This is a genomic window from Synechococcus sp. RC10A2 (genome assembly GCF_047502605.1).
In genome coordinates, this window is sequence record NZ_JANSHP010000067.1 from 172,488 (window position 1) to 190,068 (window position 17,581).

A 17,581-nucleotide genomic window follows, 5' to 3' on the forward strand; every position below is an offset into this window, starting at 1 on the left:
CGCTACCAGCGCAGAATCGGCTTGAAGGCGCGCTGCGCTTCGGCGTCGGCGAACGCCTCTTCAATAGCGTCAAACGGGCGCAGGTCTGTGAGCGCGTCCAGCGCGAGGCGGTTTTCGTGGATGAGTTGAAGGCTGTGTTCCCAAGCGTGATTGCTGGAGCGCGAGCCGATGACCGTGAGTTCCTTGACGAGGATTTGGTACCAGTCCACCTGCACGGGTTCGGGGCGGTAGCCGAAGACGACGACTCGTCCCGCTTTGCGTGCGAGGCGGAGGCACCAGTCGGCGGCGTCGGGGGAGCCCGCCGCGTCGATAACCACATGTGCGCAGGTCGGCTGCGCGCGCCATTCGTTGGGGTCAAGCGGCGTCGCCGCGCCGATAGCCTGCGCCACCGCGCGCCGCGCAGGATTCACCTCCAGCGCAAGCACCTGCTGCACGCCCCACAGGCGCGCCAGTTGCGCGTACACCTGCCCGAAAAAGCCTAGCCCCACAATCGCGACCGTCTCGTCAGGTTGGGGGTTCGCCAAGCGCATGCCCGCGACGCAGGTCGCCACAGGCTCCACCAGCGCGTAGCGCCAGAGCGACTCGCGCGACGCCTCATCGGGCACGCGGTACAGATTGCGCACAGGCGCGGTCAGATACTCCGCGAAGCCGCCGTCCACACTCAGCCCAAGATGCTCCAGCCGCTCGCACAGGTTCAGTCGCCCCCGACGACAATAGTAGCAGTCGCCACACACCAGTTGCGGGTCTACCACCACAAAGTCGCCTGTCTGCAACGCGCCCGTGTAGCCTAACGGCAGGCTCACGACCTCAGCGACAATCTCGTGTCCCAGCGTCAGCGGCTGGTCATTCCAGTAGTAATGCCCGCGCGCCTTGAGGTGCAGGTCGGTGCCGCACAGCCCGCAGGCGTGGATACGCAGCAACGCCTCATCGGGCTGGGGCGTTGGGGCAGGCACGCGCTCCCAGCGCAACTGGTTCGGCGCGATGAGGCGGTATGCCCGCATCGTCTCAGGTACGGTAATGGGCGTTGATTTGGACATACTCGGCAGTGAGGTCGCTGCTCCAGAAGTGTGCTGTGCCGTCACCTTCCGCAAGTTGCAGGTCAATCACGACCTCCTCGGTCTGCATCGCCTCGACGAGGGCTTGCTCGTCGTACTCGGCGGGGCGTCCACTCTCGAACACAAGCGTATTTTGCAGATACAGCCGTGCGCGGTTCAGGTCAATCGGTGCGCCTGCGCGTCCCGCGGCGGCGATAATGCGTCCCCAGTTCGGGTCGCCCCCGTGAATGGCGGTCTTGACCAGTTGCGACTCGGCGATTGTGCGAGCGATTTGGCGCGCGGCGTCGGCGTCTGCCGCGCCCGACACACGCACCTCGAAGATACGGCTCGCGCCCTCGCCGTCTTTGACGATGCGCTTGGCGAGGTACTCGCACACTTGATACAGCCCCTGCTCGAAGGCTTGCAGTGCGTCGCCTGTCAGTCGCACGCCCGACGCGCCGTTCGCCAGCGCAATCACCATATCGTTCGTGCTGGTGTCGCCGTCGACAGTGATGCAGTTGAAGGTCGCGTCCACCACGCGCGTCAGGCATGCTTGTAGGTCAGCGGGGGCTATCACGGCGTCGGTCGTGATGAAGGCGAGCATCGTCGCCATTTTGGGGGCAATCATGCCCGCGCCTTTGGCAATCGCGCCGATGCGCACGGCGCCTGCAGGAGCGGCGATTTCCATCGAGGCGCGCTTGGACGCGCTGTCGGTGGTCAGGATGGCGTCTGCGGTGGTGCGGTCGTCGCCGTCGCTGAGCCGTTCGAACGCCAGCGCGATGCCTGCTTCTATGGCGTTCATCGGGAGCGGCACGCCAATCACGCCTGTAGAGGCGACCACCACTTGGGTAGGCGGGCAGCCCAGCCGTCGGGCGACCAGTTCCGCCGTGCGTTGCGCGTCGCGCTCGCCCTGCTCGCCTGTGAGGCAGTTCGCGTTGCCGCTGTTGGCGATAATCGCGCGCCCCACCCCGCCTGCAACAACCTGCCTTGACCAGCGCACAGGCGCAGCGCACGCACGATTCGTCGTAAATACGCCCGCCACGCTCGCCTCGCACTCCGACACAATCAGCGCGAGGTCTAACAATCCAGGCTTCTTAATCCCGCAGTAGACGCCTGCGCTTCGGAACCCGCGCGGGAAGTTTACGCCCAGTTGCGTGTTCAGTTCCGTCATCGGCGGGGTATTGTACCATGCGCATTCAGAGCAACCTAAATCGGGCAACCACAAGGGTTGCCCCTACGGAGGTACGGCAACGCCAGCCTTGTAGGGGCAGGTCTTGTGCCTGCCCCGTCTACATGTTGGAATCATATTCCATAGGCACTTATCATAAACTCTGTCGGTGTCAGCCATACTTCGGGTAGCAGCACTTTTTGTATTTCTTGCCGCTGCCGCACGGGCACGGGTCGTTGCGTCCGACCTTGCCCGTGGGCGCGCCCGCTTGGGCGAGCGGCTCTGCGCCGTCGGCGAGTTTCTGCACGCCCATCCCGCCGCGCGCGCCTGCCATCGCAGGGTTCGCGTCGCCCGCAATCCGCACCACCTGGCGCGGCTGCGGCGGCGCAACCTGCGCATGGAACAGGAACATCACCACATCGTTGCGAATCGCGTGCAGCGTCTCGGCGAACACCTTCGCCGACTCCTGCTTGTACGCCACCAGCGGGTCGATCTGCCCGTAGCCGCGCAGCCCGATGCCTTCGCGTAGGTAGTCCATCGTCGCCAGATGCTCCACCCACCGCCGCGTGATGACCTGCAGCATGAAAAACCGCTCCATCTCGCGCACGATATCCGCGCCGAGTTGCTCCTCGCGCATCACATACGCCTGCTCCGCCCATTCCTGCACCTGGTCGAGCAGTTGGTCGTGGCGCGTGAAGGCGAAGTCGTCGGGCTTGACGAAGAACTCCAGCGGGAAAATCGTGTTCAGCCGCTGGTAGAGCGCGGGCAGATCCCACTCGGTGGGCGGCAGGTTGCGCGGGGCGTACTCGTCCACCGCGTCGGCGACCACCTCGCGGATATATTCCAGCGCGACCTCGCGCGTGCCGACGCCCTCCAAAATCTGGCGGCGCAGCTGATAGACAATCTGCCGCTGGTAGTTCAGCACATCGTCGTACTGCAACACATGCTTGCGAATCGAGAAGTTGTGCAACTCGACGCGCTTTTGCGCCCCCTCGATGGCTTTGGTGAGCATTTTGGCTTCCAGCGGCTCGTCTTCGGGCCATGTCTTGAGTAGGGGGCTGTTGCGCAAGTTCTCGGCGAACAGGCGCACCAGCTCATCGTCCAGCGAGAGGTAGAAGCGCGATTCGCCAGGGTCGCCCTGTCGTCCGGAGCGTCCGCGCAGCTGGTTGTCGATGCGTCGGCTCTCGTGGCGTTCCGTGCCCAGCACGAACAGCCCACCGAGCTGGCGCACCTCTTCGGCGGCGGCGGAGCGCTCCTGTTCCGAAAGTGGCAGCGGCGGCGCGGCGCGCACCTTGCCTCCGCGACGGAAGGAAATCTCCTCGTGTTCCACCGTGTCGGCGTTCTCGGCGTCCGATTCGCCTTCGGGTTTCGGCTCTTGCTTGACCACTGAGCCGCCCAGCAGGATGTCCACGCCGCGCCCCGCCATGTTGGTCGCGATGGTCACCGCGCCTTTGCGCCCCGCTTCGGCGATAATCGCGGCTTCCTTCTCGTGGTACTTCGCGTTCAGCACATTGTGCGGGATGCCATGCTCCATCGCCTCGACGAAATACTCGGCGTTCGCTTCGGGCAGCTCCCAGTGTTCGAGGAACCACTTCACATGCGTGGGGTCGGTCGGGCTGGTGGGCAGTTCCAGTTCGCGCAGAATCGGCGTAATCTGGCGCATCGAGAGCGTGTTGAGCGGCATCAGCAGCGTCTTGCGCCACTCCTCTTTTTTCTGCTTGTCGATGCTCTTGTTGGTCTCCAGTTCGCGGCGGGCGCGCTCAATCAGCACCAGCAACTGCAGTTTGTCGAACGCGAGGCGCGATGAGACCACCTCCGACATCTCGATCGAGCGCGTGCCAACCAGCACGGGCTGCTGCTTGGTATAAAGGCGCAGAATCTCCAGCGCAATCCCGCGCAGCTTCGCCTCTAAGTTTTTGTAGACGACATCAGGGTGGTCGGTGCGAATCATCGGGCGGTGTGTGGGGATGCACACCACATCCATGCCGTAGATTTTGCGGAACTCCTCCTCCTCGGTCTTGGCGGTTCCCGTCATGCCCGCGAGTTTCTGGTAGAGGCGGAAGTAGTTCTGGAAGGTTACGACGGCGATGGTCTGGCTCTCCTGCTTGATGGGCACGCCCTCTTTGGCTTCGAGCGCTTGGTGGATGCCGTCGCTGAAGCGTCTGCCGTGCATCAGGCGCCCCGTGAACTCGTCGACGATGATGATTTCGCCCCCGCGCACCACATAGTGGATGTCCTTTTTGAAGTAGCCGTGCGCTTTGAGCGCGGCGTTGATATAGGGTAGCAGCTCCACCTCCTCGGCGAGGTTGGGGACGCCCATCATCTGCTCCAGCCGCTCTGTGCCCTCTTCGGTGAGCGTGACGGCGTGGTGCTTCTCGTCCACCACATAGTCGCGTCCAGGCTGCAGACGGCGCACATACGAATCGACGCGCGTATAGATGGTGAGGTCTTCCTCGATTTGCCCTGAGATGATGTGTGGGGTGCGCGCCTCGTCGATGAGGATGCTGTCCACCTCGTCGATGATGGCGTAGTAGAGTTCGCGCTGCACGAGGTCGTCGACGGAGTAGACCATGTTATCGCGCAGGTAGTCGAAGGCGTATTCGTGGTTCGTGCCGTAGGTGATGTCGGCGGCGTAGGCTTCCTTGCGGGTGACCTCGCGCAGGTGCAGGTAGCGCGGGTCGGGGTGCTGGTAGCCTGGCTCATAGATGTATGACCCGCCGCGCTCGTCGGTTTCGGGGCTTTGCCCTTGAATAACGCCGACGCTCAGCCCCAGCAGGTGGTAAATCGGTCCCATCCACACGGCGTCGCGCCGCGCCAGATAGTCGTTCACCGTCACCAGATGCACGCCCTTACCCAGCAGCGCGTTCAAATAGAGCGGCAGCGTGGCGACCAGCGTCTTGCCCTCGCCCGTCTTCATCTCGGCGATGCGCCCCTGATGCAGCACGATTCCGCCAATCAACTGTACATCGAAGTGCCGCATGTTCAGCGTGCGTCGCGCGGCTTCACGGCACGCGGCGAACGCTTCAGGCAGAATATCGTCCAGCGTCTCGCCGTCTTGAAGTCGTTTCTTGAATTCGTCAGTCTTCGCGCGGAGCTGTTCGTTGGACAGTGCTTGATAATCGGGTTCCAGCGCGTTGATTTTCTGCACGATGGGCATCAGCCGCTTCACATCGCGCTCGCTGGTGTCCATCAGTTTCTTGAGCCACTCTCGAACTATCATCATGTCCTCCGTAATGGGGCAAAGCATATGATACCCAATTGCCCACCGATTGGGATTGTCGGCGACTTTGCCTGCTTAGCAATACGAAGCGATCGAAGCGTCAACACGCGGAACCGATTCCGATAGCGGCGGTTGCGAGCGTGCTAAGCGCGTTTACGGCGTTGTTGTCGATGCCGCGCAGCCCGCCCATTCGCTGGGTAGGCGCGCCGCAGCAGACCGTGCGCTCGGTCAGCGTTGCACAGAGAGCGCATCGGTACCGTGCTTGGAGCGTCGCGCCCAAAAGGCTGTCCAGAAACATCCCCATGCAGCCGAGCGCGGCGGCGTGAGCGATTGGCTCTCCTGCCTGTATCAACGGTTGCCCACTCAGCGCAATCAGCGATGCTCCTGCCGCGCCTGCCAGCGTGCCCTGCCAGCTGACCCCGCCCGATTCGCCTGCGGGGATGCGTCGCCGCGTCGTGATGTGCCACACAGGGTTGCCAAAGCGCACGCCAAACTCGGTCGCCCAAGTGTCCGCCGTGGCGGTCGCCACGCTGGCGAGGTAGCCCAGCCAGAACGCCTCCGCATAGGCGGGCAGCAGCGCCGCGCCCCAACAGCAGAGCGTCGGCGCAAGCCCGTTCGCCAGCACCTGCGCCGCCGTGCGCTGTTCGGTCGCATGCGGGCGTCCCAGCACGCGGGGAAGCAGACTGCTGGTGAAAAAGAAACCGACCATCGGCAGGCTTGACCACACGCCGCCTGCTCCAAACACGCTCGTGCCCACCACAACCGCCGCCGATGCACCTCCAGCCGTCAACAGGCGCAGTCGGCACGCCAGCAGCGCAATCAGCCCTGCGATGCAGAATCCTATCAGCCAGTTCACCGATGCCTCTTGCTTAAAGCATGGGGGCAGACACAGAGGTCTGCCCCTACGGGTGCGGGCGCGGTTGCCGCGCTCCAACGCGCCGAATGCGCTTCAGACCTGCTCGCCAATTGCGCGCAGGCGCGCTTTGGCGCGTTCGACGGCAAGGCGCGCTTCTTCCAGCTCCTCTTCCGAGAGGGGCTGGCTCAGCATTTCCAGCGCGCGGCGCAGGGCGACGCGGGCGCGGTCAGGGTCAATCTCGTCCGCCAGCTCCGCGCCGTCCGCCAGCACAATCGTGCGGTCGGGCAGCACCTCCGCAAACCCGCCCAGCACGGTGAACTTGCGCGTGACGCCGTCGGCGCGGCGGTACTCGCCCACGCCGTACTGCAACTGCGCGAAAAAGGGCATGTGCCCCGCCATCACGCCGAAGTAGCCCTCGCTGCCTGGCAAGCGCACATGCACCACGCGCTCCTCCAAGACCGTGCGCTCTGGGTTCACAATCGACAGCAGGAACTCGCGCATCGCTTACGCCCCCTGCAGCTGCTTCGCCTTCTCAAACACATCCTCGATCGTGCCGCACATGTAGAACGCCTGTTCAGGCAGGTCGTCGACCTCGCCGTTGACTATCATCTTGAAGCTGCGCACGGTGTCCGCCACGCGCACATAGCGCCCAGGGTTGCCCGTGAACTTCTCGGCGAGGAAGAACGGCTGCGAGAGGAAGCGTTCGATTTTTCGCGCGCGGGCAACGATGAGTTTGTCTTCGTCCGACAGCTCGTCGATGCCCAGAATCGCGATAATGTCTTGTAGGTCGCGGTAGCGCTGGAGGATTTGCTGCACGCTGCGCGCCACCTGATAGTGTTCCTCGCCCACAATCGCGGGGTCGAGGTTCTTGGAGGTGGACGCCAGCGGGTCGACGGCGGGGTAGATGCCCTTCTCGGCGATGCGTCGCTCCAGGTACACATAGGCGTCGAGGTGCGAGAAGGTGGTCGCGGGGGCGGGATCGGTCGGGTCGTCGGCGGGTACATAGATTGCCTGCACGGAGGTGATCGAGCCGCGCTTAGTGGAGGTGATGCGCTCCTGCAGCTCGCCCATCTCGGTCGCCAGCGTCGGCTGGTAGCCTACGGCGGAAGGCATGCGTCCCAGCAGCGCGGACACCTCTGCGCCCGCCTGCACGAAGCGGAAGATGTTGTCGATAAACACCAACACATCCTGCCCCTCCTCGTCGCGGAAGTATTCCGCCATCGTGAGGGCGGTCAGCCCGACGCGCAGCCGCGCCCCAGGCGGCTCGTTCATCTGCCCGAACACCAGCACCGTCTGGCTAATGACGCCCGTCTCGTTCATCTCAAGGTACAGGTCGTTGCCCTCGCGCGTGCGCTCGCCAACCCCCGCGAAGACCGATACGCCTTGGTGCTCCGTGGCGATGTTGCGAATCAACTCCTGAATCAGCACGGTTTTGCCAAGCCCTGCGCCGCCGAACAGCCCAATCTTACCGCCCTTGTTGAACGGACACAATAGGTCGATGACTTTTAGCCCCGTTTCGAGAATTTCGGTCTTAACATTCTGCTCATCCAGTGAAGGCGCGGGCTTGTGAATTGGCGCGTATGTGTCGGCTTCCACAGGACCGCGCTCGTCGATGGGTTCGCCCAGCAGGTTGAACAGCCTGCCCAGCGTCACGCGCCCAACGGGCACTTTAATCGGCGCGCCCGTGTCGATGGCGTCCATCCCGCGCACCAGCCCGTCGGTAGACGAGAGGGCGACCGTGCGCACGATGTCGTCGCCCAAGTGTTGCGCGACCTCGCAGGTTAGGTTGATTCCGCGCGCTTCGTCCCTGATTTTGATGGCGTTATAGATGGCGGGCAACTCGCCGTCGGAGAACCGCACATCGACGACGGGACCCATGACCTGCACCACTTTACCGATATTCGCCATAGATGCCTCCTTACTTGTGTCTCAAAAAGCGCGGCGCGCAGGCGCGCCGCACACGCCGAGAGTATACCCGATGAGACGCCCGTTGGATAAGGTACACTCTCGCATGCTATGAATGCCTTCCAGATTGCGCTTTTGCTGTACGCGGTGATTATCGCCGCAGGCGGTGTGATGGGCTATGTTGCCGCCCAGAGCGTGGTCTCGCTGGTGAACGGGCTGGTTGCGGCGGTGATTCTGCTGGTGGGGCTGGCGATTAGCTTTAAGAACCCCACAGCGGGCTTCGGCTTGAGCGCAGTGGTTGCACTCGCGCTGGCTGCCTTCTTCGCCTATCGATTTTTCACCACAGGCAAGTGGATGCCGGGCGGAATCACGATGATTCTGAGCGCGATTGCGTTTGTGTTGATGCTGCTGGCGGCGTTGCGCACGCGCTAAGCGCGGCAGGAATCCTGACCCACTGTTCGAATCCCCCGCCTATGAATATCCGCGAGGCGACCTTCGAGTGGATGCGGGCGCGCGGCATCCACCACATCTTCGGCAATCCTGGCTCGACCGAGTTGCCGTTTCTGGTGAACCTGCCCGATAGCGTGCGCTATGTGCTGGCGTTGCAGGAGAGCATTGCCGTGGCGATGGCGGACGGCTACGCGCAGGCGAGCGGGCAGCCCGCGCTGATTAATTTACATGTCGCGCCTGGGCTGGGCAACGCGATGGGCGTGCTGTTCACCGCGCTGAAGAACCGCGCGCCGCTGATTGTCACCTGCGGGCAGCAGGACACGCGCCATATTTTCCACGAGCCGCTGCTGTCGGGCGATTTGGTGGGCATGGCGCGCCCCGTGACGAAGTGGGCGTATGAGGTCAAGCACGCCGCCGATGTGCCCGACGCGCTGGAGCAGGCGTACCACTTGGCGATGACGCCGCCGCGTGGACCCGTGTTCGTTTCGATTCCGATGAACTTCTGGGACGCGCCTGCCGAGCCGCCGCGCTTGAAGACGCTGCACGCGCCCGACGCGCCGCAGGGTCTGGAGGCGGTTGCGGAGGCACTCGCATCGGCGCAGAAGCCTGCGCTGGTGTACGGCGCGGGAGTCGGGGGCGCAGGCGCTGTCGCCGAGGCGGTCGCGCTCGCCGAGAGGCTCGGCTGCGCGGTCTACCACGCGCCGCTGAACTCGCGGATGGGCTTCCCCACCAGCCACCCGCTGTACGAGGGGATGCTGCTGCCCGCCACGCCGCGCCTAATGCAAGCGCTGAGCCAGCACGACTTCGTGCTGGTGGTCGGCGCGCCTGTGTTTCTGCTCTACCCCTACTTCCCCGGCGGGATGTTGCCCCCAGGCGTGCGAGCGATGCTGATTACCGACGACCCGCAGGAGGCGTCCCGTGCGCCTGTGGAGCGGGCGTTCGTGGGCGATATTCGGCGTGCGCTGGCGATGCTGGCGGAGCGGGTGCCTCCACGCGACTATAAGATGCCTTCGCGCGCGGTGGACGAGGCGCGCCGCCGCTCGGAGGCGACCCGCGCACGGAGCAAAATGGGCGCGTTTTTCGTGCTGCACGCGCTCGCACGCCATCTGCCCGACAACGCCGTCGTGGTGGACGAGGCGGTCTCGTCGAGCCTGTGCCTGCGCGAGTTCGTGCGCCTCGCGCCTACCCACGACTACTACACCTCCGCCAGCGGGGGACTGGGCTGGGCAATGCCTGCCTCGATCGGCATTAAAATGGCGCAGCCCGACCGCCCTGTCGTGTGCATAATTGGTGACGGCTCCGTGATGTATTCCGTGCAGGCGCTCTGGAGCGCACGCGAGGAGAACGCGCCCGTGCTGTTCTTGGTGCTGAACAACGGCGCGTACAACATTCTCAAGAGCTTCACGATGGCGTTTTATCCAGGCAGCGGCGTGCAGGGGCTGGATGTGCCGCATTTGGACTTGGTGCAACTGGCGCAGGGGGTGGGCGTACACGCCGAGCGGCTGACCACGCCCGAAGCGGTGGAAGAGGCGATCCCGCGCGCCTTGCAGATGCGCCAGCCCGTGCTGCTCGATGTCGCCATAGATCCGACCGTACCGAGTTTGTTCTGAAGGATTGTCGCTTATGGGCAGCAGTTTGTTGCCTCTGCAACACTTGTGCAATACAAATTCGCCATGCGCATGGTGTATACTAATTCGCGAGGTGATGAGTATGCGGAAAGGAACGAGCTTTGTTATGGCGTTGTTAGCGGTAATCTCATTCGCACAGACTCCCGCCTTTTACGGCGTGGGCGATCTGCCCGGAGGCAACTACAGCAGCAACCTGTTCGCGATTTCCGCGAATGGTCGTGTGGCGGTTGGTTGGAGTAGCTCCGCCAACGGCACAGAGGCGTGCTACTGGACGCTGGAGACAGGCTTGGTTCCGCTGGGCGACCTGCCTGGAGGCACTTTCACAAGCATTGCGTGGGGCGTGTCGTACGACGGCTCAGTGATTGTGGGGCAGGGTCGTTCGGCATCGGGCACAGAGGCGTTCCTGTGGCGGCGCGATACGAACGATATGGTCGGGCTGGGCGACTTGCCTGGGGGCAGCACCCAGAGCTTCGCGCTGGGCATATCGGCAGATGGACGGGTCGTTGTCGGCTGGAGTAGCTCGGCTAACGGTTCGGAGGCGTTCCGCTGGACACCTGACGATGGCATGGTCGGCTTGGGCGACCTGCCAGGCGGAAGTTTTGCCAGCTACGCGCAGAATGTGTCGGCAAACGGGCGTGTGATTGTGGGGCGTAGCGCGTCGTTCAACGGCGACAACGAGGCGTTCCGCTGGGAAAACGGCAACTGGCAACCACTGGGGAGCTTGGGCTACTTCCCCTTCTTCAGCTATGCCTACGGCGTCTCAGCGGACGGTTCCGTAGTCGTCGGCTGGGCGCGGGCGGCGGGTGGAATGAGCACTGTGGAAGCCTTCCGCTGGCGCGCTGACACAGGCATGGTTGGGCTGGGCGAACTGGAAGGAGGTGCATATGACAGCCGCGCCTATGCCGTGAGCGCGGACGGGCGACTGGTCGGTGGGTTCGGCACCTCCGAAATCGGCAAGGAGGCGGTCCTCTGGGACCACGAGGGCGTAATGTACCGCGTCAAAGACCTCCTGCTCAACGCAAGCGTTACAGAGGTGCTGAACTGGCGATTGGAGGAAGTGCGTGCCTTCTCGGCAGATGGCACGGTGATGGTCGGCACAGGCACGAACCCTGCAGGGCAACGCGAATCGTGGGTCGCCGTGCTGCCGCGCTTCGACCGTCGGCTGGAAGATGTGGATCTAAGCGGCTGCATCGACGACGCCGACCTCCTGACCGTGCTGTTCGCCTTCGGCAACACGGGCTACTTCGACCCTGCGGATGTGAACTACGACGGCATAGTGGACGATGCCGACCTGCTCGCCGTGCTATTTGCCTTCGGCGAGGGGTGCTAAACAGAGTGGCAGCGCGCCTCGAACGCTTCGAGTTCTCGCAAATACGGATGGGGGTAGACACGCCGATTGTGGTCTACGCCCCCAGCGAGGCACGGGCGGTAGAGGCGTGCCGCGCCGCCTATACGCGCATCAGCCAGCTGGAGCAGCAGATGAGCGACTACCGCGCTGATAGCGAGCTGAACATGCTTTGCAAGGAGGCGGTCGGGCGGTGGCGACGGGTGAGCCGCGAGCTGTTTTATGTGCTGTGGCGAGCGCATCGGCTGGCGCAGCAGACCGATGGCGCGTTCGACCCGACGGTTGGCGTGCTGGTGCGCTTGTGGCGCGAGGCGCGGCGCACGGGACGCCTGCCCGACGCGCAGACCCTGCAGGCAGCGCGCGCCCGCGCAGGCTACCCACTGATGGAACTCTGCCCGCGCCGACGCGCCGTGCGCCTCAAAGCCGCAGGCATGCAGTTAGACCTCGGCGGCATCGCCAAAGGCTACGCCTGCGATAATGCCCTGCGCGTGCTGCGCCGCTACGGGATTACGCGCGCGCTAATTCAGATGGGGGGCGACATCGTGGCGGGCGAGCCGCCGCCTGACGCCCCCGCATGGCGCATCGCGCTTGCCGAAGGCGGCGAGACCACCCTCGCACGCGGCGCGCTCTCCACTTCGGGTAGCACGGAACAGTTTGTAGAAATCGACGGCATACGATACGCGCATATCGTTGACCCGCGCACAGGGCTGGGACTGACCAAGCTCGTCTTGGCGCGGGCGCGCGCGCGGGATGGTATTACCGCCGACAGCCTCGCTACTGCTGCTGCCGTAATGGGCGCAGCGGGCATCCCACGCCTCCAGCGGCTCTATAAAGGCGTGCAGATAGAGGTGTGGGAGGGGTAAGTAGGTACAGTCGATTACGCAGGCACAACTCCCTTGCATACATCGTCAGGATTGCCGATTGTATCGATAGAGTTGGCAATCCGATTGATAGGATCGGCAGTGCTATCGATAGGATCGGAAATCCCATCGATAGAACCGCCGATCCTGCAGCAGTACTGTTTGGTAGGGGCGAACGCCGATAAGGGTACATCGCTTGAGTTCGCTGCGTGTGGGGTATGCGCATTTTTTATAGCCCTCACCCCCAGCCCCTCTCCCACACAGTGGGAGAGGGGGACTGACGCTCCGACGCCCGTTGCGCTTGGCGGGGAACCCCGCCAAGCGCTTGTGCTGGTAGTAATATACCAGGGGGACACAGAGGGTGAGGGCTACAAAGCGTGCCTGCGCAACCGCACTTACGCTGGAAAAAAAATTGTGCCTACCACTATGGGTATACTGCATCAGGTGACGCCTATGCCCACAACAACGACGCGCGCCCGACGCAAGCGGTTCACAGAGCAGGACTTGCTGCAGATGCCCAACGACGGGCGCAAGTACGAGCTAATCGGCGGGAGGCTGAGGACTGTGCCCACAGGCGCACGGCACGGAGAGATTGTCAGCGGCATAATTGCGCGGCTGCACGCGGCGAAAACGCCCACCGTCGCGCTATACAGCGAATCGGTAGGGTTCCGCATGCGCAATGGGAATGTACGCAGCCCCGACGCTTCGATAATGCGCCGTGAACGGCTGCCTGAAGGCGTCTCGCCCGACGCCTTTGTAGAAGGCGCGCCCGACCTCGCGGTGGAGGTCGTCTCCCCATCCGAACGCGACACCGAACTGCTCCAGAAGGTGGCAGAGTATTTCGAATCGGGCGCGCGGGAGGTGTGGCTGCTGTTCCCCGACCGCCAGCAGGTGTATCGCTACACTGCGCCGCTGGAGCTGCAAATACTCAACGCGGATGACACGCTGACAGGGGGCGAGCTGCTGCCCGACTTTCAAGTGCGCGTAGCCGAGTTGTTTGAGTGAGCGATTCTGCTTGCGCAGGGTGTAAGCACACCCTTGAAATTCCCATCCACTTGCCGACAATACCCCCCTGTATGCAGGCGGCGCTGACTTTTGCAGAGATTCTGAGCGCGTTGAGCCACGCGCTGGATATCACGGAGGGGCAACCGCGCGGGCACGCCGTGCGCACGGCTTACCTCGCCCTGCGCATCGGCAAGGAGCTGCGACTGCCCGACACTGACTTGTGCGACCTCTACATCGCCAGCCTGCTCAAAGACGCGGGCTGCTCCAGCAACGCCGTGCGCGTCTACAAAGTGTTCGCCGCCGACGACCTGCTCACCAAGCGCAATGTGAAGCTCGTCAACTGGTCGAACCCGTTGGAGTCGATGCGCTTCGCGCTGGAACACATCATGCCAGGCGCGAACATCTTCCAGAAAATCGTCCACGCGCTCAAAGAGACGCGCGGGTCAGTTGGCGTGATGGACGAGGTGACCTTGGCGCGCTGCACACGCGGCGCCATGATCGCCCGCTATATCGGCTTCCCCGAACAGGTCGCCAAAGCCATCGAGTACCTCGATGAACACTGGGATGGTAAAGGCTCACCTTACAAGCTCAAGGGGGAGCAGATTCCCCTCTTTGCGCGAATCCTGTGTATGTGTCAGACGATGGAGGTCTTCGCCGTGACCTTTGGAGTGGATGCGACCTATGAGATGCTCCAGCAGCGGCGGGGCAAGTGGTTCGATCCTGAGCTGGTGCGTGTGGCGGCGAGTTTTCGCGACGACCGCGCGTTCTGGGCGTTGCACGCAGAGATGCTGCACAACCCCGACATGACGCCTCCGATGCCCGACTTCACGCGCCAAGCGTTGCCCAGTGACATCGACCGCGTGTGCGAGGCGTTCGCGATGATTGTCGACGCAAAGTCGAGCTTCACGGCGGAGCATTCGCGGCGCGTGGCGCATTACGCCGTGCAACTCGCCGAGGCGCTCGGCTGGGACGCCGAGCGCGTGAATTTCATCTACCGTGCAGGACTCCTGCACGACATCGGCAAGCTGGGCGTGTCCAACGCCATTCTCGAAAAACCAGGCAAGCTCACCGACGACGAGTTCGTCGCTGTTCGCGCCCATCCGCGCTACACCTACGAGATTCTGCGGCGCATCCGCTCGTTCGCCTGGCTGGCGGAGGTTGCAGGGGCACACCATGAGCGACTCGACGGGCGCGGCTACTGGCAAGGGCGCACCGCTGAGCAACTCACCACCGAGATGCGCATCCTTGCGGTCGCCGATGTGTTCGACGCGCTCAGCGCGGAACGCCCCTACCGCCCCGCGCTACCACTGGAACAGGTGTTCGAGATTATGGAGCGCGACAGCGGCGCTGCGCTCGACGGCGAACTGGTGCAAATCTTGAAGTCGCTCCATATGGACGCAACACACGCGCAGGCAGCGTAGCGGCGAAAACCGTGCCAGTGTGGTATAATAGGCTGACTGCCATATAACTATAAGGTAGTCGGCGAGATATGGTTATTCGGTTCAACGCGGAGACACCGCGCTATGTGCAGGTGCGCCAGTGGATCGAGCGGCAAGTCGCGACAGGCTACTGGAAGCCAGGCGACACCTTGCCGCCCGAACGCGAGCTGGCGCAGCAGCTGGGCGTCAGCCCCTTGACGGTCAGCCGCGCGTTGCAAGGACTGGCACGCGAGGGCATCGTGACGCGCAAGCGGCGCGTGGGCACAACCGTCGCCGAGAACCTGCCCCCGAACCTGCTGCAACGCTCGTTCACCATCATGGCGTTGGGGCTGGGTGGGGGCACACGCCAGCCCGTGGACTTCTACTTCAGCAGTATCCAGCGCAGCGTATTGAACACGCTCGCGCCGCTCGCGCTGCGCACGCTGTGGCTGGACTATCAGATAGACCAGATTGAACGGGAGTTGCTCTCGACGGAGTTCGTGGGCGTGCTGGCGATGGCGCCTGCGGCGGAGCATATCGCGCTGCTGGAGGACTTGTATCGTCGGGGCGTGCCTGTGGTGATTGTCGGCGCGAGCGCGCAGGCGTGGGAGACGCCGACGGTAGACACCGACAACTACCGCGCCGCGCGCGAGGGCATCGAGTACCTGCTGGGGCTGGGGCATCGGCGATTTATTGGGCTGTTCGGCGCGCTGGAGACCTTCAACTCGCGCGACCGCTGGCGCGGCTTCCGCGACGCGCTGCACGAGGCGGGCGTGCCTGACGCGCATATCTGGACCTTCACGACGCCCTACGCCGACGAGGTGGACGAAGCCGTGCGCGAAGGCATTCGCACCGCGCTGCGCTTGCCGAACGGACCGACGGTGATTTTCGCAGGAGGCTATTACCTTGCGCTCTCGGCGATGCAGACGGTGCATCAGGCGGGCTTGCGCATACCCAACGATGTATCCGTGCTGGGGTTTGATGACCCGCCGTCCGCCGCGCTCGCCTCGCCGCCGCTGACCACCTTCCGCCAGCCGCTCGATCAGCTCGGCGCGCGCGCCGTGCAGAAACTGTTGGAGTGCGCCAAAGGCGTGCGCCCCGACCCCCTACACGAGTACCTCTCGATGGAGCTAATCGTGCGCGAGTCGACCGCGCCGCCTACTCCAGCGGCGCATGTGCCCGCGCAATCGCCGTAAGTGCGGCACGCGCCTTGTTCAGGCATTCCTCGTACTCGCGCTCAGGCACAGAGTCGGCGACAATCCCCGCGCCCGCCTGCACATGCGCCATGCCGTCCTTGACCAGAATCGTGCGGATGGTGATGCAGGCGTCCATCTCGCCTGTGTAGCTGAAGTAGCCGACCGCGCCCGCGTAGGGTCCGCGCTGGGTCGGCTCCAGCTCGTCGATAATCTCCATCGCGCGTACCTTCGGCGCGCCCGACACTGTGCCTGCAGGAAAGCACGCCCGCAACGCATCGAACGCATCGGCGTCGGGACGCAACTGCCCCTGCACCTCCGACACGATATGCATCACATGCGAGTAGCGTTCGATGACCATCAGGTCGGTCGTGCGCACCGTGCCGTAGACGCTCACGCGCCCGATGTCGTTGCGTCCCAAGTCCACCAGCATGATATGCTCGGCGCGCTCCTTCGGGTCGGCGAGCAGCTCTTGCGCAAAGCGGGCGTCCTCTTCGGGCGTTTTGCCGCGCGGGCGCGTGCCTGCAATCGGGCGCGTGATGGCTTTACCGTCCTCCACCGTCACCAAGACCTCGGGCGACGCGCCAATCAGCGTCGTGTCCTCGAACTGCAGGTAGAACATGTACGGCGACGGGTTGATGGTGCGCAGGGCGCGATACAAGTAAAACGGTGGCGCAGTGATGGGCTGGCTGAACCGCTGCGACAGCACGACTTGAATGCAGTCGCCTGCGTGGATATACTCGACAGTTTTGCGCACGGCGGCTTCGAACGCCTCGCGCGTGATGTTCGGCTGTGGGTTGAGTTCGAAGTGCGGGTCTTCAAACGGCAGGGGTGGCGGTACGGGTGTGCGCAGCCGCTGCAGGGTCTGCTCGATGCGCTCGACGGCAGTGGCGTAGCTCTGTTCGGGATACGCGCTCGGCGGCAGGTTGGTCAGAACGGTAATCGTGTGCATCACATGGTCGAAAATCAGCAGCACCTCGGGCGCAATCAGGCAGCAGTCGTCGGTGTGCAGGTCATCGGGCGGCGCGTTGGGCAGCCGCTCGAAAAAGCGCACGAGGTCGTAGCTGAGATACCCAACCAGCCCGCCTGTGAAGCGCGGCAGCGCAGGCGATGCATGGTAGGGGTGGCGTTGCAGCAACTCGCGCGCGATGTCCAGCGGCGTCTGCGGGGGCGGGATTTCGAACGCGCGCCAGCCCGTCTCGCGCTCCCACACGCGCGCCGTGCGCCCTTTGGTGCGCAAGATTAGCGTCGGCGCGAAGCCGATGTACGAATAGCGGGCAATCTGCTCGCCGCCCGTAACGCTCTCCAGCAGAAACGCATAGGGTTCGTGCGCAGCGGTCTTGTAGAAGGCGGAGACGGGCGTCTCCCAGTCGGCAAGCGCAACGCGATACACGGGCGTCATCAGCCCCTGCCCTGCAATCGCTCCATAGTCGCTTAGGTCAGGCGTGGTCATGCGGTCGGCTCTAATTCTACCCGTCATCGGCTAAGAGAAAATATCT

At 63.8% G+C, this 17,581-nt stretch carries 13 protein-coding genes and 1 pseudogene; 7 read left to right on the forward strand and 7 right to left on the reverse strand.

The annotated features are described in order from the left end of the window. Window positions 1-2: 2 nt before the first annotated feature. The 6 genes and pseudogenes from NW848_RS09585 to atpD all read right to left on the reverse strand — a co-directional run bounded on the left by NW848_RS09585 (window position 3) and on the right by atpD (window position 8,186). Window positions 3-1,037 (reverse strand): zinc-dependent alcohol dehydrogenase, encoded by a 1,035-nt coding sequence (locus tag NW848_RS09585; RefSeq protein ID WP_414511037.1) that lies wholly within the window; start codon window positions 1,035-1,037, stop codon window positions 3-5. Next, window positions 1,006-2,205, reverse strand: a complete 1,200-nt coding sequence (argJ, locus tag NW848_RS09590) for a bifunctional glutamate N-acetyltransferase/amino-acid acetyltransferase ArgJ (RefSeq protein ID WP_414511038.1) — start codon at window positions 2,203-2,205, stop codon at window positions 1,006-1,008. The genes NW848_RS09585 and argJ overlap by 32 nt, the downstream gene beginning before the upstream one ends. Before the next feature lie 181 nt (window positions 2,206-2,386). Then, window positions 2,387-5,425 (reverse strand): annotated as a pseudogene (gene secA / locus NW848_RS09595) (preprotein translocase subunit SecA); the annotation flags it as partial. Between the two features lie 97 nt (window positions 5,426-5,522). After that, window positions 5,523-6,278 carry a DUF92 domain-containing protein gene (locus NW848_RS09600; protein ID WP_414511039.1) on the reverse strand — a complete coding sequence of 252 codons (756 nt, stop codon included), beginning with the start codon at window positions 6,276-6,278 and terminating at the stop codon, window positions 5,523-5,525. A gap of 93 nt (window positions 6,279-6,371) precedes the next feature. After that, on the reverse strand, window positions 6,372-6,779 hold the full coding sequence (gene atpC, locus NW848_RS09605; RefSeq protein ID WP_414511040.1) for an ATP synthase F1 subunit epsilon: 408 nt from the start codon (window positions 6,777-6,779) through the stop codon (window positions 6,372-6,374). 3 nt (window positions 6,780-6,782) lie between these two features. Then, on the reverse strand, window positions 6,783-8,186 hold the full coding sequence (gene atpD / locus NW848_RS09610; RefSeq protein WP_414511041.1) for a F0F1 ATP synthase subunit beta: 1,404 nt from the start codon (window positions 8,184-8,186) through the stop codon (window positions 6,783-6,785). A gap of 108 nt (window positions 8,187-8,294) precedes the next feature. Between atpD and NW848_RS09615 the strand changes: the two genes are divergently transcribed. The 7 genes from NW848_RS09615 (at window position 8,295) to NW848_RS09645 (ending at window position 16,085) form a co-directional block, all read left to right on the forward strand. Then, window positions 8,295-8,615: a TMEM14 family protein gene (locus tag NW848_RS09615; RefSeq protein WP_414511042.1), complete on the forward strand. Its 321-nt coding sequence runs from the start codon at window positions 8,295-8,297 to the stop codon at window positions 8,613-8,615. Window positions 8,616-8,656: 41 nt separating this feature from the next. Then, entirely contained in the window at window positions 8,657-10,243 is a 1,587-nt protein-coding gene (gene mdlC, locus NW848_RS09620; RefSeq protein WP_414511043.1) for a benzoylformate decarboxylase, read from the forward strand. A gap of 100 nt (window positions 10,244-10,343) precedes the next feature. Next, entirely contained in the window at window positions 10,344-11,591 is a 1,248-nt protein-coding gene (locus NW848_RS09625) for a hypothetical protein (protein WP_414511044.1), read from the forward strand. A gap of 5 nt (window positions 11,592-11,596) precedes the next feature. Further along, complete coding sequence (locus tag NW848_RS09630) at window positions 11,597-12,469, forward strand: FAD:protein FMN transferase (protein WP_414511045.1); 873 nt, start codon at window positions 11,597-11,599, stop codon at window positions 12,467-12,469. Between the two features lie 450 nt (window positions 12,470-12,919). Beyond that, complete coding sequence (locus tag NW848_RS09635) at window positions 12,920-13,471, forward strand: Uma2 family endonuclease (protein WP_414511046.1); 552 nt, start codon at window positions 12,920-12,922, stop codon at window positions 13,469-13,471. Window positions 13,472-13,542: 71 nt separating this feature from the next. Then, window positions 13,543-14,892 carry an HD-GYP domain-containing protein gene (locus NW848_RS09640; protein WP_414511047.1) on the forward strand — a complete coding sequence of 450 codons (1,350 nt, stop codon included), beginning with the start codon at window positions 13,543-13,545 and terminating at the stop codon, window positions 14,890-14,892. Between the two features lie 68 nt (window positions 14,893-14,960). Next, window positions 14,961-16,085, forward strand: a complete 1,125-nt coding sequence (locus tag NW848_RS09645) for a LacI family DNA-binding transcriptional regulator (protein ID WP_414511048.1) — start codon at window positions 14,961-14,963, stop codon at window positions 16,083-16,085. Here NW848_RS09645 and trpE read toward each other — a convergent pair. Beyond that, window positions 16,048-17,535 (reverse strand): anthranilate synthase component I, encoded by a 1,488-nt coding sequence (trpE, locus tag NW848_RS09650; RefSeq protein WP_414511049.1) that lies wholly within the window; start codon window positions 17,533-17,535, stop codon window positions 16,048-16,050. The genes NW848_RS09645 and trpE overlap by 38 nt on opposite strands. Between the last annotated feature and the right edge of the window lie 46 nt (window positions 17,536-17,581).